At 42.3% G+C, this 24,146-nt stretch carries 16 protein-coding genes; 6 read left to right on the top strand and 10 right to left on the bottom strand.

Translation table 11 applies throughout. The annotated features are described in order from the left end of the window. Positions 1 to 29 precede the first annotated feature (29 nt). Positions 30 to 536, bottom strand: coding sequence for a hypothetical protein (locus HLH16_RS04535; protein ID WP_171528420.1), 507 nt, complete (start codon positions 534 to 536; stop codon positions 30 to 32). Between the two features lie 181 nt (positions 537 to 717). On the opposite strand from HLH16_RS04535, the gene HLH16_RS04530 reads away from it, so the two are divergent. From HLH16_RS04530 to HLH16_RS04505, 6 genes are all read left to right on the top strand, one after another. Next, positions 718 to 4,410 carry an exodeoxyribonuclease V subunit gamma gene (locus HLH16_RS04530; RefSeq protein ID WP_171528419.1) on the top strand — a complete coding sequence of 1,231 codons (3,693 nt, stop codon included), beginning with the start codon at positions 718 to 720 and terminating at the stop codon, positions 4,408 to 4,410. Between the two features lie 6 nt (positions 4,411 to 4,416). Beyond that, positions 4,417 to 8,127: a UvrD-helicase domain-containing protein gene (locus tag HLH16_RS04525; RefSeq protein WP_171528418.1), complete on the top strand. Its 3,711-nt coding sequence runs from the start codon at positions 4,417 to 4,419 to the stop codon at positions 8,125 to 8,127. 63 nt (positions 8,128 to 8,190) lie between these two features. Then, positions 8,191 to 9,945, top strand: coding sequence for an exodeoxyribonuclease V subunit alpha (gene recD / locus HLH16_RS04520; RefSeq protein WP_171528417.1), 1,755 nt, complete (start codon positions 8,191 to 8,193; stop codon positions 9,943 to 9,945). Positions 9,946 to 10,949: 1,004 nt separating this feature from the next. Next, entirely contained in the window at positions 10,950 to 11,219 is a 270-nt protein-coding gene (gene rpsO, locus HLH16_RS04515) for a 30S ribosomal protein S15 (RefSeq protein ID WP_131287789.1), read from the top strand. 253 nt (positions 11,220 to 11,472) lie between these two features. Beyond that, entirely contained in the window at positions 11,473 to 13,560 is a 2,088-nt protein-coding gene (gene pnp, locus HLH16_RS04510; RefSeq protein WP_171528451.1) for a polyribonucleotide nucleotidyltransferase, read from the top strand. 256 nt (positions 13,561 to 13,816) lie between these two features. After that, a complete protein-coding gene (locus HLH16_RS04505; protein WP_171528416.1) occupies positions 13,817 to 15,052 on the top strand; it encodes a magnesium transporter CorA family protein in 1,236 nt (411 codons plus the stop codon). Between the two features lie 125 nt (positions 15,053 to 15,177). Here HLH16_RS04505 and HLH16_RS04500 read toward each other — a convergent pair whose 3' ends face one another. The 9 genes from HLH16_RS04500 to HLH16_RS04460 form a co-directional block, all read right to left on the bottom strand. After that, positions 15,178 to 15,444 carry an HP1242/YdcH family protein gene (locus HLH16_RS04500; protein WP_131287780.1) on the bottom strand — a complete coding sequence of 89 codons (267 nt, stop codon included), beginning with the start codon at positions 15,442 to 15,444 and terminating at the stop codon, positions 15,178 to 15,180. Positions 15,445 to 15,541: 97 nt separating this feature from the next. Continuing rightward, positions 15,542 to 15,880, bottom strand: coding sequence for a chaperone modulator CbpM (locus HLH16_RS04495; protein ID WP_131287777.1), 339 nt, complete (start codon positions 15,878 to 15,880; stop codon positions 15,542 to 15,544). Positions 15,881 to 15,890: 10 nt separating this feature from the next. Next, complete coding sequence (locus HLH16_RS04490; protein ID WP_171528415.1) at positions 15,891 to 16,859, bottom strand: DnaJ C-terminal domain-containing protein; 969 nt, start codon at positions 16,857 to 16,859, stop codon at positions 15,891 to 15,893. A 146-nt stretch (positions 16,860 to 17,005) separates the two neighbouring features. Beyond that, on the bottom strand, positions 17,006 to 17,473 hold the full coding sequence (locus HLH16_RS04485; protein WP_171528414.1) for a DUF2147 domain-containing protein: 468 nt from the start codon (positions 17,471 to 17,473) through the stop codon (positions 17,006 to 17,008). Between the two features lie 186 nt (positions 17,474 to 17,659). Then, positions 17,660 to 18,121 carry a DUF2147 domain-containing protein gene (locus HLH16_RS04480; RefSeq protein ID WP_171528413.1) on the bottom strand — a complete coding sequence of 154 codons (462 nt, stop codon included), beginning with the start codon at positions 18,119 to 18,121 and terminating at the stop codon, positions 17,660 to 17,662. Between the two features lie 223 nt (positions 18,122 to 18,344). Then, complete coding sequence (locus tag HLH16_RS04475) at positions 18,345 to 18,800, bottom strand: DUF2147 domain-containing protein (RefSeq protein ID WP_250850225.1); 456 nt, start codon at positions 18,798 to 18,800, stop codon at positions 18,345 to 18,347. Positions 18,801 to 19,014: 214 nt separating this feature from the next. Then, entirely contained in the window at positions 19,015 to 19,890 is an 876-nt protein-coding gene (gene hslO, locus HLH16_RS04470; RefSeq protein WP_131287765.1) for an Hsp33 family molecular chaperone HslO, read from the bottom strand. Positions 19,891 to 19,940: 50 nt separating this feature from the next. Then, the gene (locus tag HLH16_RS04465; protein ID WP_171528412.1) at positions 19,941 to 21,782 is read right to left on the bottom strand and encodes a monovalent cation:proton antiporter-2 (CPA2) family protein; all 1,842 of its coding nucleotides are present in this window, start codon (positions 21,780 to 21,782) and stop codon (positions 19,941 to 19,943) included. A gap of 59 nt (positions 21,783 to 21,841) precedes the next feature. Continuing rightward, positions 21,842 to 24,064, bottom strand: coding sequence for a primosomal protein N' (locus HLH16_RS04460; protein ID WP_171528411.1), 2,223 nt, complete (start codon positions 24,062 to 24,064; stop codon positions 21,842 to 21,844). Positions 24,065 to 24,146 lie beyond the last annotated feature (82 nt).

Below are 24,146 nucleotides of genomic sequence, written 5' to 3'. Positions count from 1 at the left end.
TTGATCATCCAGCACTTAGCACAGATGGTTTAATTCACCACCTGTGCTTTTTGTTTTTGTTGAATACCATTGGCAATTTTGTAACATTCTTCTACATGGGCTCCAGCGACTTTTTTCATCACAAAATAGCCTAAACTTGCCGCAACAATTTGTCCGCCTAAGGGGATAAATTTAGTCACTTGTTTGGTGATGACCTTGGCTGCCACATTGTTGAGGGATTTTTTGACAGCGGTACGGGCAACCACCAAACCAGAAAACTCGACCCCACGTTTACGCAGTTCATTCCACTGCACTTGTTTGGTTTCTGGATCATAGACGCTGATTTGTTCAGGGGCCAAACCAAAACGTGCATTCACTTCTGGAATGAGTTGTGACAAAATCCCGACGTCGATGACAACATCCAGAAACGGAACAGGTACGACTGCAGCACCTGCAGAACAGTAAGCACGTTTTTTGACAAGTTCTAAGCATTCCGCACGAATGGCTTCCAGATCTAATGCTGGGTCTATTGAGTCTGGAATTTTATCTATTTTCATAATCTAAATACCTTGAACTTGGTGTTGGTTTTTCTATTCAATCATTATTAAAGTACGAATTTCAAAGCATTTTTGAATCGAACCGAAATCTAAAAGTGACATAGACAGATGCAGATGTATAGTAAATAATCTTTGTGGTTTTGTAGATATTTCATTTTGAAAAAACAGGAGTAGGTAATTAATGGCAATTCATGTGATTCAAAGTCAGCGTATTGATGTACTGGTACATGCCATGTTGACGACCGTGAATAAGCCTGCCAATACGCCTTTTCAGGTTCTGCAAACTCAGCATTTTATTGTGCCATCACATGCTATGGAAACATGGCTCACGCAAAAACTGGCAGAACAAAAAGGCATCAGTGCCAATACCCAGTTTCATCACCGTATTCGTGGTTTTCAGTGGTCAGCCTATCAATGGGTGCTGGTCGATCAAAAAGAACAAGTCCGTAAAGCCAATATTCCCCGCATTATTATTAAGTGGCGCGTGTTTCAGGCACTGAAAAGCTTTATTCAGGCAGAACAAAATCCTTTAGCCTTAGATCATCCTTTACATTCCATTGTGCAACGGATTTATGACAGTGCCGACCGTTTGGAACAAGGCGTAGAAAAACAGCTGAAAAAGCAGGGCATGCTGTATTGGGTGGCGGAACAGGTATCACGCCTGTTTAGCCATTACATGGAATATCGCGGGCATTGCCAGAAAAATTGTCCACCGAATATGTGCAGTTGTCCAAGCAACTGGTTACAGGCTTGGGGGCAAAATAAAGAACTCTCCATTGAAGATATGTTCTTTAAAACCAATACTGAGATTTCTGAATTTACCCTGAATCAGGCACGCGAACTGGAAGCTTGGCAGCGCTGGTTGTGGCAGGAAGTGTTTCATCAGGACTTTGAGCAAATGCAAAGTATTGATGCAATGTTCTGGGAAATTCTGGATGATCCAGAAACACGTAAAGCAGCCTTAAAAAAACTGCCGCGACAATTGGTGATTTTCACCTTGCTCGATTTACCCCCAATGCAACTGGAGTTTTTACGCCGTTTGGGGCAGTACATCGATATCTATATTCTGCATTACAACCCTTCGCAAGAATATTGGGCAGACAGTGTCGATCCGAACTGGAAAGCACGTTACGATGTAAGGGTCAAAGAACGCTTTATTGCCAAAAACCCGAAAGCCAGTGATGCTGATATTGAAAAATTCTTTCAGGAATTTACCTTAAACTTTAATGCGGAACAGCGTGAGTCACGCCATCCCTTATTGACCCGTTTTGGTAAACAGGCACGTGATCATTTCTCTTTATTGTCCAACTTGTCTTCCGGCGAAGATGGGGTCTGGGCAGATGCCTTTGTTGATGAATATAAACAGAATCTGCTCGGTAAAATTCAGTCTGATGTGTTGTATCTGGTCGAGCCTGAACAGCATCAATATGCTTTAGATGAGCAGGATGATTCGATACAGATTCATGTCTGCCATTCCAGTTTGCGCCAGCTGGAAGTTTTAAAAGAACAACTGATTCACTGGCTGGCGCAAGGCACTAAAGATGCACCACGCAGGCCGAGTGACATCTTGGTTTTAAGCCCAAGTTTGAGTGAACTTGAACCGCTGATTCGTAGTGTATTTGCACCGCCACCCAGTGAACGTGATCTGATTCAGCAAAAAACGGGCAGCAGTCATCAACTCTCTAAAGACAGTGTTTATTTGCCGATTAAAATTGCCGGTGTGACCCAGCTGGATGCCCTGAATGCATGGAAAGCCGTGCTGGGGCGCATTGAGCTGATTCAAAGGCGTTTTACTATTGAGGATTTTGCCGATTGGCTCAGTCTGGGTGCTACCCAGCAGCGCTACGCTTTAGAAGTCAATTCAATAGAACGTATCACTGAATTACTAGTGGATGCCGGTTTTAAACGTGGACTGGATGCAGAGCATTTACAACGCAGTTTGTCCGCAGGTGATGAAGACTACCGTTTTAGTTTTAAATTTGCGCTTGATCGTTTGGCTTTGGGGATTGCCATTCCCGAACATACCTTGTTTCAAGGCACGCTGAGTTTTGCCAAAGTATTACCAAGCGACTTTGAACTGATTGCCAAGTTGATTCAGATTTATCAGGATTTTGATGCACGCCGTGACTGGATGATTGCACATGAACAGGGTAAAACAGTACCTGTCGAGCAGTGGCTAAAATACCTGATGCAGGACATTGCCGAGTTTGAACAGGCAGGTGTTGAATCCTTAACGGCTGTTTATAAAATTATTAAAAAACAGGAACGAATGCTGACACTGGCGAGTTTCTATGATGAACATGATCATCATGCTTTGCGCAGTCTAAGTTTGCCGTTGCCTTATTTGCTGGCGGAAATTAACACCACTTTGGAAGCACAGCTGGAACATGCTGAACCGACTGGGCAGATTACTTTTAGCCAAATCGGACAGATCCGTCCTGTGCCATATAAATTGATTGTGATGCTTGGACTCGACAGCGGCAAGTTTCCGAATCGAACCCAACATTTACCCTTCGATTTGATGGATTTACTGAAACCCCAGTTAGGCGATCGTTCCCGCCTGGAAGATGATCAGGGGGCATTTTTAGATAATCTGCTGTTGGCGCAGGATAACCTGTGGCTGTTTTATAACGGCTTCGATATTAATGATGGTGAAGTGCGTGATCCATCGACCGTGTTGCAGGAACTGATTCAGCATCTGGCCTTTATTGTTCAGACCAAACAGCCCGACACAGAAGCGGATGCAACCGTGGAGATCAATGGGGTGGAGGTGCCTGAACAACTACAGTCACTTTATCATGTACATCCTTTATTACCATTTGATCCGGTGGGTTTTGAGTCGGCTCGACCGGTGCGTTATCAGGATCAGTGGTTCTGTGTGGCGGGGCAGCTGCGGCATGCAACTGGGCAACGTTCGTCTTGGGTGAATACGCCGTATCAAAATCTGCAGCAAGATGTTCAGGTGCTGGACAGTCATCAATGGATTCAGGATGTCACTTTCCCGGCACGCTTATATTTAAAAACGCTCGGTGTGGAAAATTTGCATCCTGAAGATTTGCCCGCGGTACAGGAACCTTTGTTACTGGATGGTTTGGGACGTTATGCAGTGCGCCAGTTCTTGCAAAAGCAGGAGGGTGCCGCGCAACCTGAATTATTGATGGATCAGCTGCCGATTGGAAAACTTCAACACAGTAGCTGGCAGATGAGCGTGGTGGAGCAAGAACGTTTAAAAGCACGATTGTTGAAATATGCTCCTGAAGTCACACCGACCACGCAGCAGGTGTGGAAGGTGAATGATCATGTGTATATGAACATTAACCTGCCGAAAAATAGTGCTGAAAAATGGGTCAGTCTGGAAGCATCGAGTGCGCGTGCCAAACGTCGTGCCAAAGTTTGGCTGGAATATTTACTCTGGCTGGCTTATCTGAATATGGGGGAGGGTGGCGAAAAACTGGCACGGATAGTGGTGTTCAGTGACCGAACCATTTTATGTCATGGCGTCACTTCCAATAAAGCGCGCGAGTGGTTGGATCATTGGCTGGCGGCCTGGAAATATGGGCAAAGCCAACCTTTGGTTTTGCCTGCGGCATTGCTGCTTAAAATTGCTGAAAAAGACAAACAGCATGACTGGCAACCAAATGAACAGAACCAGATGTGCATTGATGATATGGATGTGATCTATAAAGACTGGCATGAAGATGGCAAGTTCAGCGGTTTTTCTGTCGCGGATAATGAAGCTACTAAAATGCATCGTGACTGGCAGTTTATTTTGCAGGAACAGGATGCGACTGCCTTGCTTGAAGATGCCTGCACGCAATTTTCCTATCAGCTTTATCAGCCCGTGTTCTGGCATCAACAAGTGATTGAGGAATAACAATAAATGAATCATCCTCAAAGTTTAAGAAATATTTCCTTTAACCCGATTGTGGATATGCAATTCAAAGGCTTGCACTGGATTGAGGCTTCGGCCGGCACAGGAAAAACCTTTACCCTGTCCAGTTTGATGGTGCGGATTTTACTGAATCAGTATCTGCCGAATCAGGTGATTGCCACTACTTTTACCCGTAAAGCTGCAGCAGAACTGAAAAACCGGATTCGACTGCGTCTGGTTGAAACCTTACGTTATTTTGAAAGCTGCCAAAAATTAACCGATGCTGAAATTCAGGCCAAAATTTCCGCTGAAACCGATCCCTTATTTCAAAAAGTCCTGACCGATTATGCAACGCGTGTGGATTTTGCCCGTGAACGTTTAAAACTGGTGCTTGATCAGCTGGATGAACTGTTTGTGGGAACACTGGACAGTTTCAGTCAAAAGCTGTTGCGTGAGTTTTCATTTGAAAGTGGCAAAATTGAACGTGCCGATATCACCGATGATGCCAAGAGTTATACCCATCAACTGATTCATGATGTACTGCGTGAATGGATTCAGTTGCAACCGCAAAATGTGGTTAATTATCTACTGCTCAATCAAAAGTTAAAATCGCAGGACACTTATGTCCCTGTGGTGGAAAATACCTTGAACTTTGCTTCGGCACAGTTTCAGGAAGTCACTGCGCCAGAGCTGGATTTAAACCAGTTTGAACAGCTGGTGGATAACTTTATTCAGCTGGATTTAAGCTTGATTCCCACCCTGAGCGAATACTATTCGGCTGATGGACAATATCACTCGGTGATTGGGAAAAAATGGCGCACTGATGGCTTGATACAACGCACGCTATGTGATGATTTGCCGGCTTTTATTCAGGCTTTGGCTGAACAGCGCAGCTATGCTTTATTTGCACCGCATTTTGAAAAAACACTAAAAAACTTGACTGATCTCGCCACCAAAAAAGTCCTGAATAAATGTGCCGAAGATGTGCTGAATCAGTTCGAGCAGCATGTGGTAATACAATCGCTGAAAAGTTTCTGTGAGGCTTTGTCGAAACTGAATATGGATCTGGATTTACTGGATGCCTATTTGAAATTTTATTTAAGCCGGGAAGTGAAAAAGCGTTTACCGCAAGTGCTGCAACAGAAAAGCGAAACCACCTTTGCCCAGCAAATTCGGACATTGTCGGAAGCACTGCAAGGTGAGCAAGGTTTGCGTTTTGCCAAGTTTGTGCAGGCACATTATCCCTTGATTTTGGTGGATGAATTTCAGGACACCAACCAGGATCAGGACGATATGCTGTCGCGGATCTGGCGGGATCAGAAGCGCTATATGCAAGGTTGCATGATCATGGTCGGTGACCCAAAACAGGCGATTTATGGCTTTCGCGGTGGCGACATGTTGACCTATAACAAAGCTCGTGCCGATGTGCTGTCCAAACAAGGTCAGGAATACAGTTTGCGACACAACCATCGTTCAGTTAAAGCATTAGTAGAAGCTGTCGATGCTTTATTCCAGCGTCAGATGGATTTTGGTGAAGAGGTGTTTTACAGTCCAGTTGAAGTCGGTGTTCGTCCCCATCCACCGCTGATTGATGGACAAGGTGAAAATCACCAACCTTTACGCTGGCTACAATTGAGTGATAAAAAAGCAGAGCCGATTCAGGTTGCGTGGAAAATTCGGGATTTACTCAATCAGGGCATAGAAGAAAAACTCTATCTGGCAGAAAAAACTGGCCCGAAATATCTGATCGAAAATGACATCGCGATTTTATCGAAAAACCATGATGGTCTGGATAAAGTCCAATATGAATTAGAGCGTTTAGGCATTCGGGTCAATCGCCCATCGAAACGTAGCGTGTTTGATCATCAGGTTGCTAAAGATGTCGGGGCGGTGCTGACTGCCATCATGCATCCCTATGACGAAGGCAAAATCAAGCGTGCCTTACTCAGCCGATTATTGGGCTTTAATTTGCAGCAACTAATTCAACTTGAAGCGCAGGCAGATGGTTTAAGCCAGTTCATTTACGACTTCGACTGTATTCGTGAAATGTGGCTGGAAAAAGGTTTTTTAACCGCGTGGCAGTATTGTCTGAACCTGTTTCAGGTCTGGAAAAATCTGGTGGCCACCCAAAGCCGGGATAATGAACGCACGGTAGTGAATTTACGTCATCTGACTGAATTACTCAGTCAGCACAGTGAACAATATCAAGGTGCACAAAAACTTTATTACTGGTATTTGAAACAGTTGCAATCTCCTGCGGAAAGGGAGTGGGAACTGGAACGCAAACTGTCGAATGAGGCAGGGGTGCAACTGATGACCATTCATCAGTCCAAAGGACTGGAGTTTAAAATTGTCTTTTTATTGGGTGCAGATAAAGACTTCAGGGAAATGAACAAAACCCTGAACTTTTCTACCGTAGATCATGTGCATCTGGTGACAGGTAAAGTTGAAGTGCAGCGTGTGGTTGCGGTGAATGACAAGAATCTGCTGGAACAAGTTGCAATTGATCAGCACAATGCACGTGCAGTCGCAGAGCAGCATCGACTCTGGTATGTAGCACTCACTCGAGCAAGCCATCGTGTCTATGCGATGTTGCAGGATCAGGATGGCAAATCGAATCATGGTTTGGCGTTCTGGCGCGGGCAAGCACCACAAATTTTTGCTCATCCGGGGAGTGCAGATGAAGCTTTGCTGAATGACAAGCCGATCAAGTTACAGCTCAGACAACAGCAGGAACCGTTACCATTACAGGCTTTGGAATTTCCCACACAACGTTTTTACCCACGTTCCAAAACCAGTTTCAGCGCACTGGCACAGCATTTAAGCCGTAAACAAGCGATGGATGCTTTGGCGGTCAATACCGAACCAATGCTCAGTGCAGCGGATGAAATTCACGTGGTTGAACCGGTTGAAACCGTTTCGAACCAACCACTGTCATGGATCAAACGTAACTTTCCAATGGGTACTGTGGCGGGAACCTTCCTGCATGAAATTTTTGAACATATCGATTTCAAAGATCAACAGGATTGGCCTTTGGAAATTCGCCGCCGTTTTAAAAATGACTATCCAGGTTTATGGTTAGAATTATCAAATAAATATGAACAGGAATTTCAGCAGCAGGATGAAGAACAGCTGATTGCCTGGATGAGTGAATGGTTGCAACAGGTTTTAGTCACGCCTTTGCATCAGGATTTTCAGCTGAATCAACTGACCGAACATGAACATCTGGCTGAATTTCCCTTTTATTTGTCTCTGTCCGATCATGTCTTGGCGATTCAACGTATTCATCAACTGTACGCAGAATATGGCATAGACATGCTGGATTTTAACCAAGCCAATTCTGCACGTTATTTAACAGGTTCAATCGATCTGGTTTATTTTGATGGTCAGCAATATCACATTGCCGATTATAAAAGTAACTTTTTAGGCACAGATCAAGCGCATTATGCCGGAACGGAAATCAGGCAAAGTATGTCGCAAGCCAGTTACTGGTTGCAGGCAGGCCTGTATCTGGTGGCGTTGCATCGTTATTTAACGGTTCAAATGCAGGACTATGACATTGAGATGCATTTGGGTGGTGCAAGTTATTTGTATTTGCGCGGAATGAATGGACAAGCTGAACATGGTTTTTATCACTGGAAACCGGATGCCGAATTTGTCCTGCGTCTTGATGCTATTTTGGGCTACTTTGCTGAAGATAAAAGCAGCAAAATTGCCTGATTTGTCGAAATTAGTAGATTTTAAACAACAAATTAAGCTGTGGATAACTTTGAGGGTAAATGTGTGGAAAATAAACAATATAAAGAGGGCCAAAGCGCTGAATGGATCAGCACTTGGAGTCAGTTTATTCGCCAGAAACCTTTTAGTCATGCATCACAGCAGGAAAATAGCAGCGATATTATCGAGCAAGTTCTGGAAGCGATTCAACAAGGCGACAGTTGTATTTCTGCAACTCAAGCACAAGCCGATACACTCCATGATTTAGTGGTTTCAGTATCCAATATTCAGCAGCAGATTGCCCCCTTTGTTTATGAAGACAATCGTTTGTATTTATATCGCTATTGGGTATTGGAACAGTCTTTGGCTCAGCAAGTTGCACGTTTAAAACAGCAAAATATCGAAGCGGTTGATATTTCGGCTTATCCCGATTTATTAACAGATGAACACCAAATTCAAGCCTTAAGTATGGTGGCGAAGCAAGCGCTGAATATTATTACCGGTGGGCCAGGGACAGGGAAAACCTACACGCTGGCACGTATTATTGCCGTGCTGAATCAAGCGCTGCCGAATATCCGTATTGCCATGGCAGCCCCGACGGGTAAAGCTGCACAGCGTATGAAAGAGGCGCTGCAAAATTCGCTGAATGACGAAAAGTTGCAGGATTTGGTCACTGATGATTTAAAACGACTCAATCCGATTACCATTCACCGATTATTGGGTTTGGGAACTAACTACCAACCGCGGTTTCATGCCAAACAACCTTTGCCTTATGACGTGATTGTGGTCGATGAAGCCTCAATGTTGGACCTAAGTTTGGCCAATATGTTGTTGTCTGCGGTGCCTGATCAGGCACGGTTAATTTTATTGGGCGATGCGGATCAGTTGGCAGCAGTCGATGTCGGTTCAGTCTTGGCAGATTTACAGCAAGTCCCCGCTTTAGCCGAGAATCGAGTGAATTTGGTCACCAGTCGCCGTTTTAAAGAGGGTGCATTGATTGGTCAAATGGCGAAATTTATTCAAGCGCAACAACCCACTCAAAATGGTGCAGCATTGTTAGAGAAGTTTGCCGAGCAAGTGGTTCATCCGAGTGAAATAAAATCTGTACCCCTTCAATCTGACATGGAGGATCAAATTCAGCTGGAATATCTGCCACAGCATATGTCCAAGCAATTTGACCGAACCCCTTATTACGACAAACTGATGTTGGGGTATCAACCTTATATTGAAGTCTTGAAAAGCTATTTAACTGCCGATGAGCCGGAAATTTGGGTACCACAAGTGGTCAAAGTTTTTGATGATTACCGAATTTTGGCCGCCATTCGACACGGTGCCTTGGGTTTGACCCAGTTGAATCTACACATCGAACAACGCTTACTTGATGCTTTATCACTACAGATGAGCAAGCAAGGGGACTGGTATGTCGGTCGTCCAGTGATGATGACGTATAACGATTATCAACTGGGCTTGTCGAATGGTGATATCGGAATCTGTTTTAAACGCAGTCGAGATGGACAATCACAGTTTGAGGTCTATTTCCCAAGTTTGGAAAAATGGGTACCTGCTACCCGCTTACCGAAAAGTATTGAAACGGCATTTGTGCTGACGATTCATAAATCTCAAGGTTCAGAATTTACCCATACCGTGGTGGTTTTAGATGAAACAGCAAAGGATTTATTAAGTAAAGAATTACTGTATACCGCTATTACCCGTGCCAAAAAGGTGGTGAGTCTTTTGGCTGATCAAGACGCTCTAGTACAATCTTTAACCGTCAAAACTATGAGAAAAAGCGGGTTATTAGAGAAGATTAATAATTTCTAGGTTATTGACTAAATTGTTAACTATAAATAAATAAACTTTGCTTTTGTACGAAATTGCTTACAGCGATTCGAGAAATTGCCGCATAGAGCTTTATGAATGTTTTTGAGATGATGGCTGCACATAAAAAGCTCAACACGGAAAGTTGGGTAAAATCGCCATAAAATATAATAATAATGTCGAGAGACAGCGAACTTACAGTGAAGTAAGTAAAAGAGGAAACTTACAGCCGCTAAGCCTTGTAGTTTTGGGAGAGACTACAGGGCTTTTTTATATGTAAAAAATATCACTTTTCACAAAATGATTTGCTTAATCTGTCATGGACACCAAAAATATGAGTGGGTTTATTTTAAAGTAAGGGTTGAATGTCAGGGTTTGTATTCGATAGATATTGAATTAATGATTAGTTATTGTATTTAAATAATATTGTTAGGTAGGTCACATTAACCGGGTAATAAAAAAATAATTAATGTACGTAAAAGCTTACAAATAGATACGCAAAAGGCGACTTCTTTACATAAAGCTTTATGGCAAAATCGATCACACAGGGAAGTACTAGTTACACAGGGATTGTTTATAATAATAACCGCGAAACAGCGAACATTATTACTATAAATAAAATAATAATTATTAAAACATAAGAAACTACAGCGCAAAAAAAGCCCAAGCCTAGCTTGGGCTTTTTTTATCCTGTATGGGTATGATGATGTATGCAATGGATGCGAATGCTTAGAATGACGCTTCTCAACATATAAAAAAAGAATGAAAAACCGATCTGGAGCGCGTGATTTCATTGCTGGATTGCTAAGCTAAATTTAAAGATAGAAAAATAAAAACTGTAGCTGATCAGCGAATTGAAATAAAAAGATGAAAACATGTTTCTATTTTTGCAATCACCTGACTTTTCCCTTAAAATAGCGCACTTGCTGTAGTGATGCACGGCAGTCAATTGAGTGATCAATTGATTCCTATCATATGTAATTTTTTAAGCATCTCGGAGAAATCGAATGGCTTTAACAAACGCAGATCGCGCAGAGATCGTTGCTAAATATGCTCGCGCTGAAAACGACACTGGTTCACCTGAAGTACAAGTAGCTTTGTTGACTGCACAAATCAATGATTTGCAAGGTCACTTTAAAGAACACAAACACGACCACCATAGCCGTCGCGGTCTTATCCGTATGGTTAACCAACGTCGTAAGCTTCTTGACTACCTTAAAGGTAAAGACACTACTCGTTACGGCGCTTTGATCACTGCTTTAGGTTTACGTCGTTAATTCGATTAAACTTATTTTTCGGACTATTGCATTTTGAATGCTGTCAGACTGAAAAAGAAAGTCTACCTAGCTTCGGCCAGGTATTGGGAAGGGGCGATTGTTTCGCTCCTTCTTTGTGTCTTAAATTAGTGTTTTGGCAATCTGGTGAGGTCGGCTTCTAAGCTTTGTCATTTATACTTACAGCTGAGTAATGTGAATGCCAAACCTTAGGGGTCTCCACTAGAATAAAATCAGGAAACAAAAATACATGTCGATGTTTAATATTATTCGTAAAGAATTCCAGTTCGGTCAACACCAGGTTGTGCTAGAAACTGGTCGTGTTGCACGTCAAGCAAACACAGTTGTAATCACTATGGGCGGTGTAACTGTACTTGTTGCTGTTGTTGCTCAACCAAAAGCAAAAGCAGGTCAGGACTTCTTCCCACTTACTGTTAACTATCAAGAAAAACAATATGCTGCCGGTCGTATCCCAGGTGGTTATGGTAAACGTGAAGGTCGTGCATCTGAAGCTGAAACTTTAATTTCACGCTTAATCGACCGTCCAATTCGTCCGTTGTTCCCAGAAGGTTACTTCAACGAAATCCAAGTAACAGCAACTGTTATTTCTTCTGATAAAACGATGGATGCTGACATTGCTGCAATGCTCGGTACTTCAGCTGCAATGTCAATTGCAGGTACTCCGTTCCGTGGTCCAATCGCGGGTGCGCGAGTTGGTTTAATCAACGGCGAATACATTCTTAACCCGAACTACGAACAATTGAAAGAATCTGATCTTGATCTTGTTGTTGCGGGTACTGAATCTGCAGTGCTTATGGTTGAATCTGAAGCGAAAGAGCTTTCAGAAGACCAAATGTTGGGTGCAGTGCTTTTCGGTCATGACGAAATGCAAATCGCGATTCAAGCGATTAAAGAATTTGCTGCTGCTGCAGGCGCGGTTGAATCTACTTGGACTGCTCCAGTTAAAAACGAAGCGCTTCTTGCTAAATTAAAAGAAGCATTCGAAGCGAAAATCTCTGAAGCATACACCATTGCAGTTAAACAAGACCGTTATGCGGCGCTTGATGCACTTTATGCTGAAGCAGTTGCTCAATTCGTTCCAGAAAATGACGAAACGGGTATTGCTGATGAAGTGAACGAATTATTCGAAGACTTAAAATACCGTACCGTTCGTGACAACATCTTGTCTGGTAAACCACGTATTGATGGCCGTGACACGAAAACTGTTCGTGGCTTAGACGTACAAGTAGGCGTTCTTGACCGTGCACACGGTTCAGCATTATTCACACGTGGTGAAACTCAAGCATTAGTTACTACAACTTTGGGTAACACACGTGATGCATTGATGGTTGATACTTTGTCTGGTACTAAAACTGACAACTTCATGTTGCACTACAACTTCCCTGCATACTCTGTAGGTGAAACGGGTCGTGAATCTGGTCCTAAACGTCGTGAAATCGGTCATGGCCGTTTGGCGCGTCGTGGTGTTCAAGCCGTGCTTCCACCAGCTGACCGCTTCCCGTATGTAATCCGTATCGTATCTGACATCACTGAATCTAACGGTTCATCTTCAATGGCTTCTGTATGTGGTGCTTCATTATCACTTATGGATGCAGGTGTTCCATTGAAAGCACCAGTTGCGGGTATTGCAATGGGTCTAGTGAAAGAAGGCGAGCGTTTTGCAGTTCTTTCTGACATCTTGGGTGATGAAGATCACTTAGGTGACATGGACTTTAAAGTAGCCGGTTCTGCAAACGGTATTACTGCGCTTCAAATGGATATCAAGATCGAAGGTATCACTGAAGAAATCATGGAAGCTGCATTGAACCAGGCTTATGCGGGTCGTATGCACATCCTGAACGCAATGAATCAAGTGATTTCACGCGCTCGTCCTGAAATTTCTATGCATGCGCCTACATTCCAGGTGATCAACATCAACCCGGACAAAATCCGTGATGTAATCGGTAAAGGCGGCGCGACTATTCGTGCAATTACTGAAGAAACTAAAGCGGCAATTGATATCGAAGATAACGGTACAGTTCGCGTATTTGGTGAAACTAAAGCAGCTGCGGCTGCTGCGGTTGCTAAAATCCAGGCGCTTACTGCTGAAATCGAACCAGGTACAATTTATACGGGTAAAGTCATCCGTATCGTTGAATTCGGTGCGTTTGTAAACATCATGCCAGGTACTGACGGCCTACTTCATATTTCTCAAATTTCTAACGAACGTATTGCCAATGTTGCAGACGTATTGACAGAAGGTCAGGAAATTAAAGTACAAGTTGCTGACGTTGATAACCGTGGTCGTATTAAATTGACGATGAAAGACATCGAACAAGTTTAATGTCTTGAATATTCACATGGGCTAACTCATGTGAATGAAAATCTATGAAAAGCCTTGAGCTTCGTCAAAGTCATCACTTTGGCTTGCTCAGGGCTTTTTTTTGGGATTTAACTTGGATTGAGATTTGGAAATAAGGTGTTATTTGATTGCTTAAGTTTTTAGCGCAGCTCATAATTTTAAGACCGATAGATTGGGTTGCTCAGGTTTCTGTCGAGTAACAACAACAAAGCAAAATTGTGAATAGAGAATTGTTTTAATGCAGGTTTATTATTTCTACCAACATCCGACAGAACATCATATTTTTATACAAAAAGAGCTCAATGCTGAAGCCGAACCTGAATTTATCTGGATCGATTGTACTCGGGGGGATGTGGTCACTCGTGCGGAGGCATGGCAAAAAGAAATATATCAGCATACACCTGTGTGCTTAAACGAATTTCATGTCAGAGATATTCTGAATTTAGAGCATCCTTGCGCATTTGATACCATGGATGACTATGATTTACTTATTTTTCGTAAACTCATTACCCCAGATGATGAAATAGAAACGGGTGAGCAGGCGCTTGAACTACATGAAAACATGTTTGGTTTAGCCACCACACCGATTAGTTTTATCATGACGCATCAAGTGCTGATTACGGTGCGTGAGCAAGGTAATAAAGCGATAGAAAATTATATTTCCCGTATTGAAACCAATTTTATCCGTTCTACACAAGAACAAAATAAGTCACGAAAACTTCCTCTTACCCCACTCGATTTATCTTTGCGCTTGCTGAACAGTATGGTCGATGGCTATCTGGATTTGCGTGTACCGTTGACCCGACGGGTTGAGTTTTGGCAGCAGGAATTGTTGCAAGGTCATCGCCGGTTTACCAAGTGGAATCAGTTGTTGCAAGAAAGCATGTCTTTTCAACAAGTGGAAAATCTTTGCGAAGAACAAATTGATGCTTTACAAGAACTGCGTGATGAAATTGTCGATAATTACCCGCATTTAAAAGGCAAAAAGAAGTTTGAACGACAGGATATCATGCTGGTCCGTATGAATGATTTAGTCAGCCATGTGGAAAGAATTCAAAAACATACCATTCGTCTTCGTGCTTCCATTCAAGCTGCAATCGACTTGCATTTTTCAGCCATCGCCAATCAAACCAATGAAAATATGCGCATCCTGGCCATTATTACCGCCATTTTTGCACCGCTCACTTTATTGACCGGAGTGTATGGAATGAACTTTGAGTTTATTCCAGGTTTGAAATCACCGACTGGATTTTGGAGTATGTTGATTGTCATGCTCATCACCACTGTGTTGCTGGTCTATTATTTTTATCGCAGACATTTGGTTGGGCGAGGGGAAAAGAGCGTGATTGATTTACTCGCCCAGCAACATAAAGATCAGCGTGTGAATCTATTCTGGTTCCTGGATTATGAGCCGATTAAGCAATCGGTTAAAGAAACCATGAAAGAAGTCGAAAAACTGACCAAGTTAAAATAGGGGTTTGCTTTTTATAAATCGCTTTTATAAAAAGCAATCCTGTTTTTAAGCGCAACCAGATAGGTTGACCTAAACTTAAACTCAGATAAGTGGAATGATCTGTCTTTCCTTATTAAGGTTCAAAGTTAAGAAAGATTAACCACTTGAGCAGTTCGCGTCAGTATTTTATAAATCTCATCTTTTATTTTTAGTTTTTTGCGCTTCATTGACTCAATATCATCATTAATCAGATTGACCGGATTGAGTTCAAGTTGAGCGATTTCTTTATCCAGCTCCTGATGACTCTCAAATATCTTGGCAAAATGAGGGTCATCATGACGTAGTTTATGGATCAGTTCCTGATGTTCAGGAAACATCTTTTTCACTTTTTTATTGCATTCTTTGGTTTTCATAAGCCTAGATTATTCTCACAAAATGGGTTTTTAGGATAGAAATAACACCTACATACTTGTCCCTATAGAACAGTACGATTCAGTTTTAAAGGCTCAATCAAGAGTCTTTTACATTCATGTGTTTAACTTGCTTGCGTAATTGTTGTACTTCGTCGATTAAATCCAACATCATCGCCACCGCAGAAAGACTGGCATCAAAGTCGCGTTGTAAACGGTAAGCCCGACGCGCACGAGAAACATCATCACCAAAGAACTGGTGAATACGTTCTTCTGGGCGGGTGTCTAAAATATCGTATTCGAGAAGTTGTAAAACCCATTCCGGACTTTGTCCACAGGCATCAGCAAAATGCTTTAAATCAAAACTATGATGCTCATCAATGACTTCCGCATGATTAAACCCATCACATATAATTTCACGATAATGAATAGTGGTCATGATTCTCTCCTTAAGCATTGCGAGGCTTAAATGCTGAAAAAGCTTTCGCAAAAGCTTGATAAGCCTGCTGTTCATGTTCAGTTTGCGCAGCTGGATACACAATATTTAAAACCAGGAATAAATGACCTGGTGTTTTGCTGGGTATCCCTTTGCCTTTTAGCCGAAGTTGCTGACCTGTCTTGGCATTTTTAGGCAGATTCACCTGAACTTTCGTCCCTTCAGGTGTTGAAGTTTCAATACTTTGTCCTAGTGCTGCTTCCCATGGCGTAACATTGATGGTGTAGTAAATATCTGCGCCTTCAACTCGAATTTTCTCGGTGTCTTTATAGTGAATTTCAATATAAAGATCGCCATTTTTTCCGCCATTGACTCCTGTTTGGCCTTGTCCCGCAAGGCGGATGTGTTGACCTTCTTTCATCCCTTTCGGGATTTTTACCTGTAATGTTTTGCGCTGAACTTCAGCTTCACCAAATGCATTTAAAGTCGGAATTTGCAAGGTGATCTGTTGGGTTGATCCGTGGTATGCAATCGCCACATCGACTTCGATACTGGCGTGTTGGTCTTCACCTTGATAACTGCGCTGCTGCTGTCTTTGTTGCTTTTGATATTGATAATTCCCTCCACCAAAGCCAGAACCGAAACGTCCGAAAAGATCTTCAAAGCCACTAAAGTCTGAATGACCCTGTTGCTCAAATCCTTGGCGGTAGAAGCGGCTATTATCAAAACCGCCTGTACCTGTTTGTGCCCCAGATTGATAAAAAGCTTCAGGATGATCAAGCTGAAAATTATATTCAGCTTTTTTCTCTTCATTGCTTAAAGTGTCATAAGCAACGTTGATTGCTTGCATTTTTTCTTCTGCATCCGCTTCTTTACTTACGTCCGGATGATATTTTCGAGCCAATTTTCGATAGGCTTTCTTTATTTGATCGGGTGTGGCATTACGCTGAATGCCAAGAACTTCATAATGACTTTTAGACATAAAATCTTAAGCTAGAGTTGGTTATGTTTTAATCATTATTGTGCCTTTCATAAAACTGAAATAGTGTAGAGATATGTACCTTATTGTTTCAAGTTATGACAAAAAAAAGGCTCCTTCTTAGGAGCCTTTAGAAATCTTGAATAAGATCAATATTTAATCCAGGTTACACTACGTCCAATTACTGAAACTCCGACATAACCACGAAGATTTAAATGCCTGCCACTTGCACTTAGACGTGCCTTACCTTTGTAGACTTTGCCGCCAATAGGATCCAGTACTCGACCATGATTAAATTCACGTGGGTTATCCGGATTTTGTTTAAAACCCCAGATAAAAGGTAAACCGAGAAAGGGTTTGTTTTTTAAGTTGCCCGGGCAATTGGAACAGATCCCCATTTTTTCTGATCCCGGAACGTTGCGGGTCGCGACAATAATGCCTTCATAAGTACCATCGGGTTTTTTGCTAATTTCAACATCGGCACGCGAATAACCGGTACGGTCATCAATTGTTTTCCATTTGCCGACTAAAGGATCATTTCCGCTTTCAGCAAAACTTAATGAAGAAAGTGTTGCCAAAATTATCCCTGCGAAAATACCTTTATATAACTTCTTCATTAATCTCCCCTTAAAATGAAATGTTTTTAGTTTTAGAGTAAAACACCTAATTTATAGCGATAATTACTTGAAAAATCAAACAAATAAAAGCCAAATGTCTCACAGAAACAATGAATTATGTTTGTTGCTTTATTTTTTTAGATTAATTGATATTAAAAAAAAGCCCCGAACAGGGCTTGTAGAGGATTAATTTTTGACCCAGGTAATATTTCGACCGACAGCGGAGCCGTCTTTAGATCCGCGAATAATCAAATGTTTTCCATGATTGCCCAGTCGTGCACGAGCAGGGTATTGCTGTCCTGTAACAGGATCTAAAAAAGTACCGTCAATAAATTCATTATTCTTATCAGGATGCAGGGTTAAACCTGAAAGCATGGTCATACCAATAAGGGGTTTATTTTTATTGGCACCTATGCATTTTTCGCAAACTGTATTCTGATAAGCACCGGGTACAGCGCGAACATCGATAATTGTAGCGGAATAATGATTATTCTTATCTTTTTGAATAATCACATCCGATAATGAGTAGCCCGTTCTGTCATCAATTGTTTTCCATTTGCCAATTAAAGGATCGGTAGAAGCAAAGCTAGAAAAGCTGATTGTTCCAGTCAACAACATAAAAAGAGAAGTACGTAATTTTGAGTTCATAAACCGTTTAACCCCAAGTAAAATGAGAGAAAAATACCTAACACAATAAAGGCATAAGAAAATTATGGTTTTATTTATAACGAATTTAAGCGGTTATTACCAGTTAAATAAGTAAAAATTAATAACGTTATTATGTGAATAAGGTTGTAAAAATGAATTAAGAAATGGGCTGGATAAAATCACAAGTTTTGATAGGAAAACCTGTGATGACTGAAGATGATTTTTATTCAGTCCTAATCCATGACACTGTTCGACCTAACAGGCTTGTGCCAATAAATCCGCGTAGTGTAAGCACATTTCCGCGTACATTAAGACGTCCTTTGCCCTGATAGACATGACCTGAAAGCGGGTCTAGAACATGACCGTCAATAAATTCATCTTTATTTTTAGGGTTCTGCTTAAAGCCTGAAAAGATAGCAAGACCGATTAGCGGTGCATTTTTTAATGCGCCTTTACATTTTTCACAATGATCAATAGCAGGGCGGTTTGGAATGGCATGAACTTTGATAATTTTTCCAAGGTAAATTCCATTTTTTTGTTTGGTGATTAAAACGTCTGCACGAGCATATCCTGTTTTGTCGTCAATGGTTTTCCATATGCCGGCTAAGTCAGGTGTTTCTGCATGAATCATGCTACTGGCAATAAGTACTAATCCACTCAAAATTATTTTTGTGTTCATGTAAAAATTCCACTCATTAATTTATTTTTATGTATTAGAAATAAAAGCTTTATTGACATTATTTGCTTTATTTCGGTATGGAATTTTACTGAAAAACAACCAGATTACAAGTCACATACCTGCATCCAAATCAGGAAACAGACAGGAGGAAAGTTAAATTTAGCATTAAAAAAAGAGCAGCCATATGGCTACTCTTTTTACCGCTTGAGTTGAATTAACTCAGATGTTTACCAAATAATCCAAAGGCTTCTTCGGCTGTAAAGCTGTATCGGGTACTGCAGAACTGGCAATCCATGGTAATCGGATTTTGAAACTCCAAGGTTTCACGTACTGCTTCGACACCAATTTGAATTAATGCATTGGCGCAACGGTCTTTAGAACAGGTACAACCAAAACTTAATTGCTCGACTTCTGGCAACCGAACATCTTCTTCATTGTACAAACGATAGAGAATTTCTGTGGCTTCAAGCTCAGTTAACTCTTCTGGCTTTAAGGTGTCAGTCAACATGGTCAGGCGTGGCCAGAGATCGTCATCGACAAGTTGCTGCTCTTCTTCATTAATACGCGGTAACAGTTGAATCAGTAAACCGCCAGAACGTTCTGCAGTACTGGCCAAGCGGATTTTAGTTGGAATTTGTGCAGATAAATCATAATACTGCATCAAACAACCGGCTAAGGTGTCATGCTCAATTGGAACGATGCCCTGATAGCGTTCACCAAATTCAGGTTCAATATTAATAAACAGTACGGGACTGACAAGCGCTCTGAAAACCGTGCTGCTGTCTTCTGCTTGAAAGAAGCGCGGGTCTTCTTCGTAATCTGCTGAAGCACGTAATTCACCTAAATGGTTGCATTCCGCCATGGCCCATTTGAAGGTACCTGCTGCCTGAATTTGCAGGCTAATACGTCCTTTAATTTTAAGGGTGCTTGCAAGTAGGGCTGTAGCACTGAGCATTTCACCTAAAAGTACCTGAATGGCTTGCGGATAGTCACGTTGGGCAAGAATGGTTTGCAAAACACTTTCAAGATGCACCACTTCACCACGAATCGGGCAATTTTCAATATAAAAGCGTTGACGTAATTCAGACATAAATTTCTCCAATAGCCCGTGTTAATGGTGTCTACATTCTAAAACACAAGCTAGTTACTATCATCTCTTGTGACATCAATACGCTGATGTGCTAAGCCGCGTTGTAAATTGACGCCAGTCGGTTCTTGACGAATTTGAGCATCACTTTCAAATAAGTGTTCCAGCTCTGCCAATGCATTACGATGAGTTTCATAAATCTTTTGTTCATCGGTATAGACCCGTTGTTGCTGAATCAATAATTTTTCATCGTAATCACGAAACAATTCAATGCTTTTATAAGCATCTTCTTCACTGATATCCAATTCACGCAAGGCACGATAGGCCATACCCAGTGATGACAAATAGGTTTCACGCCAGATATGCTCTACGCCTAAATCCCGCAGTAAATGCACATGATGGCGATCTCGTGCACGCACCAAAAGTTTCAGATTCGGATAGTTTAAGCGAATATGACGGGCGACATTCATCGAGTCTTCGATGTCATCAATCGCCAGAACAAAAATTTTGGCGTGTTCAACACCTGCAGAACGTAAGATATCCGGTTGTGTGGCATCACCATAGTATACCGTACCGCCATACTTTCGTACGAAATCGACTTTTTCTAAATTGCTGTCAATTGCGGTAAAGGATTGATGCTGTAAATGGGCAATACGGGCAATGATCTGTCCAAAACGCCCAAATCCGGCAATGATCATCGGGTTATGGATGTTGGGGATTTCATCATAAACAGGAGCTTTTTCTTTATCAATCAATGGAATAATCCAGCGGCTAATCAGCCAATACAACATCGGGGTCAGCACCATTGAAAGTGTAACAATTAATGTTAAAGGCTCAAGAATCGCCTGGGTTAATACTTTTTCACTACTCGCGACTTTGAGCACCACAAAGGCGAATTCACCGCCTTGAGCCAAGCAGGTGGCAAGCAGCAAGCTGTTGCGCCATGAATATTTTAAATAACGGGCGATTGCAGTGAGAGTCAGGCTTTTGACCAGCATTAAAATGAGTGCACCGCCAATAATCAGCCAAGGCATATCGACCAAGAGTGACAATTGTGTGGTCATGCCAACCGTCATAAAGAACAGACCCAGTAACAACCCTTTAAATGGAGCAATGCTGGCTTCAAGTTCATGACGGAATTCAGAGTCTGCGAGCAACACCCCCGTTAAGAAAGCCCCTAACGTGGTACTGATCCCGAGTACATCCATCAGTGCAACCACGCCCAAGACAATAAACAAACCGACTGCAGTAATCAGTTCATGTGCGCCACTTTTTGCCACAAAGCGAAAAAACGGACGCATCATATAGCGGCTAAACAGGAACAAACCGCTAAAGGTCGCAATGATTGCAGCAAAATAAGCCACGCCATGATGGGTCGATTCAGTACCAGCGAGTAGCGGAATAATCGCTAATAGCGGAATAGCGGCAATATCCTGAAACAATAAGATTGAAAAAGATTGCTGCCCAAAGGTAGTGTTGAGTTGTTGTTTTTCAGAAAGCAGTTGCAGGACAAAGGCCGTAGAGGATAAAGCCAAGGCAGTTCCAATCACAAAACTTGCAGAGAGGCTTTGGTTTAAGGCAAAAAAGACAAGGATGGCAAGAATAATGCCGCTAATGCCGACCTGTAAGCTGCCCATTAAAAAGATGGATTTGCGCATCTCCCACAAGCGTTGTGGACGTAGTTCCAGACCAATAATGAACATCAATAAAATAACGCCAAATTCCGCCAGTTCCTGTATCGATTCAGGGTCACTGGCTAGATTTAATGCGCTGGGACCGAGCAAAATTCCTGTAAACAAATAGCCGAGTACGGTGGCGATTCCAAAGCGCTTGGCCAGTGGTACCAAGAGTAGCGAAGCACCAAGGAAAATCGTAATTTGTAACAGTAGCGACATCAGTTCGTCCTGGTATTTATTCTAATTTCAAAAAAATTAAGTAAAACATGAAATTTAACTTAGCTTAATTCTTGAGGATCTATATCCAGTGTCAGTTTCATGGTTGAGGGCTTTTGATGCAACATGTTTTGCCACCACGCACGAATATAAAAGTGTAATCGGGCACGATCTTGCGACAACAGCACCATATGCGCCTGATAACGCCCAGCTTTACGTTCCATTGGGGCAGGAATCGGTCCCCAGATATCAATCAGGTTTTCAGAAACCTGTCTGAGTGCTTGAGCATGCTGCTGTAAAAATTCCTGATTCTGTTCCTGACTTTTCGATTCACAGCGAATCAGTGCTGCATACCGGAAAGGCGGTAACAGTGCTGCTTGACGTTCTGTTAAGGTTTGCTGGGCAAAATGTCGGTAATCTTTTTCAATTAAGGTATTGAGCAGGGGGTGATCCGGTCTCAAGGTTTGTAAATAGACTTCACCTTTACGTTCACCCCGTCCGGCACGACCTGCGACCTGGATAATCAATTGCGCCGTGCGTTCGGTGGCACGAAAATCGACACTGAGCAAGCCAGAATCAATATCCAAAATAGCTACTAAAGTGACATAAGGAAAATGGTGTCCTTTGGCCAGCATTTGCGTGCCAAGTAAAATAATGGGTTCACTTTTCTGGATTTTGTCATAAATTTTTTGCCAGCTACCGACCCTGCTGGTGGAGTCGCGATCGACCCGAATCACATCGAAATTGGGAAAAAGCTGTTGCAGCTGTTCTTCCACTTTGGCTGTGCCCATGCCAATCGATTTCAGTTCAGTATGTTTGCACTGCGGACAATGCTCGGGCATGCGGTGAATGCTACCACAGTGGTGACAATGCAAATGCTGATAAGGCTGTCGATGCACGGTAAAGTTGGCATCGCAATGTGGACACTTCGCTTGCCAGGCACAGCTTTCGCAAATTAGTACCGGTGCATAACCACGGCGGTTCAAAAATACTAACACCTGCTCTTTTTTATCCAGACGTTTTTGAATTTCCTCAATCAGGCTTTGGCTAATGCCATTTTGCTTTTGGGCAATTTTTAGATCAATCAGATGAATCTTGGGCATCAGCGCAATACCCGCACGCTGATTCAGCTCTAAACGGGTCATTTTTCCTGAGTCAGCCAGTGCATAACTTTCAATGCTCGGGGTAGCCGAACCCAAAATAATCGGACAGCTTTCTAAATGAGCACGATACATCGCGACATCACGGGCGTGATAGCGAAAGCCTTCTTGTTGTTTAAAAGAGAGGTCGTGTTCTTCATCGAGAATGATTAAGCCCAGATTGGGCAGCGGGGTATAAATGGCTGAACGGGTGCCTAAAATAATCGAGGCTTTACCGGTTTGCGCCGCTTGCCAAGCCTGGAGACGTTTAGAATCATTTAATCCTGAATGCAGCAGCACAATATTACCATGAAAGCGCGACTGAAAACGGCTAATCGTTTGTGGGGTTAAACCAATTTCAGGCACTAAAACCAAGACCTGTTTGCCTTGTTTCAGTACCTCTTGCATGATTTGCAAATAGACTTCGGTTTTACCGCTTCCGGTTAAACCATCCAGTAAAAAAGCCTGATATTTTTTTTGTGCTTTAAGTGCCTGTTGAATGGCATGCTTTTGATCTTCATTCGCCGTGAGCGGCATTTGCGCCAACGTAACCGGCTGCGGACTAAAATCCTGATTTTCCAGCACACACTCCACAATGTCTTTTTTTTCTAAAGCCTTCAGTGTTGCTGTTTCAATGCCGGCCAAATTTAAAATATTTTCTGTGGTTCCCTGAGGATGCAATTTCAGGACTTTATAAGCTTGTTGCTGTTTTTCAGACCGTTTTACTTTTGCTTCAGCAGCTAAATCCAGAACTTTCCACATCCGGGCCAATAAATTATACGGTTTACCCTGACGCAAGAAGGTCGGTAAGGCACTTTGGAAAACTTCACCAATCGGAAATTGATAATATTGAGCTGACCAGGTCAATAAACTTAAAATCTTACTGTCTAAAATCGGCTGATCATCCAGCAGTTCTGTAATGGCTTTCAGTTTAAAACGTGGATCAATCGGGGTATCTGCTGTTAATTTTTCAACAATAATGCCGACCAGATTTTGCCGTCCGAATGATACGGCAACCCGCGCACCTACTTCTGCCTGCTGATATTGTTCAGCCGTTAAGGTGTAATCAAAACAGTCATAAATATAGACCGGTACGGCAACACGAATGCGATAAAGGTTGGCGGGTATCGAGGATGTATTTGGCATAAATAAGGGTCAAAGCGTCCTGATCAAATTTCGTCGTGCTCAAGATCGAGTTATGGTAGAGTGAGCAAATCATTTATATAAG

The sequence above is a fragment of the Acinetobacter sp. ANC 5378 genome, assembly GCF_013004315.1.
Classification (GTDB): Bacteria; Pseudomonadota; Gammaproteobacteria; order Pseudomonadales; family Moraxellaceae; genus Acinetobacter.
This window is presented reverse-complemented; position numbering and strand designations above follow the sequence as displayed.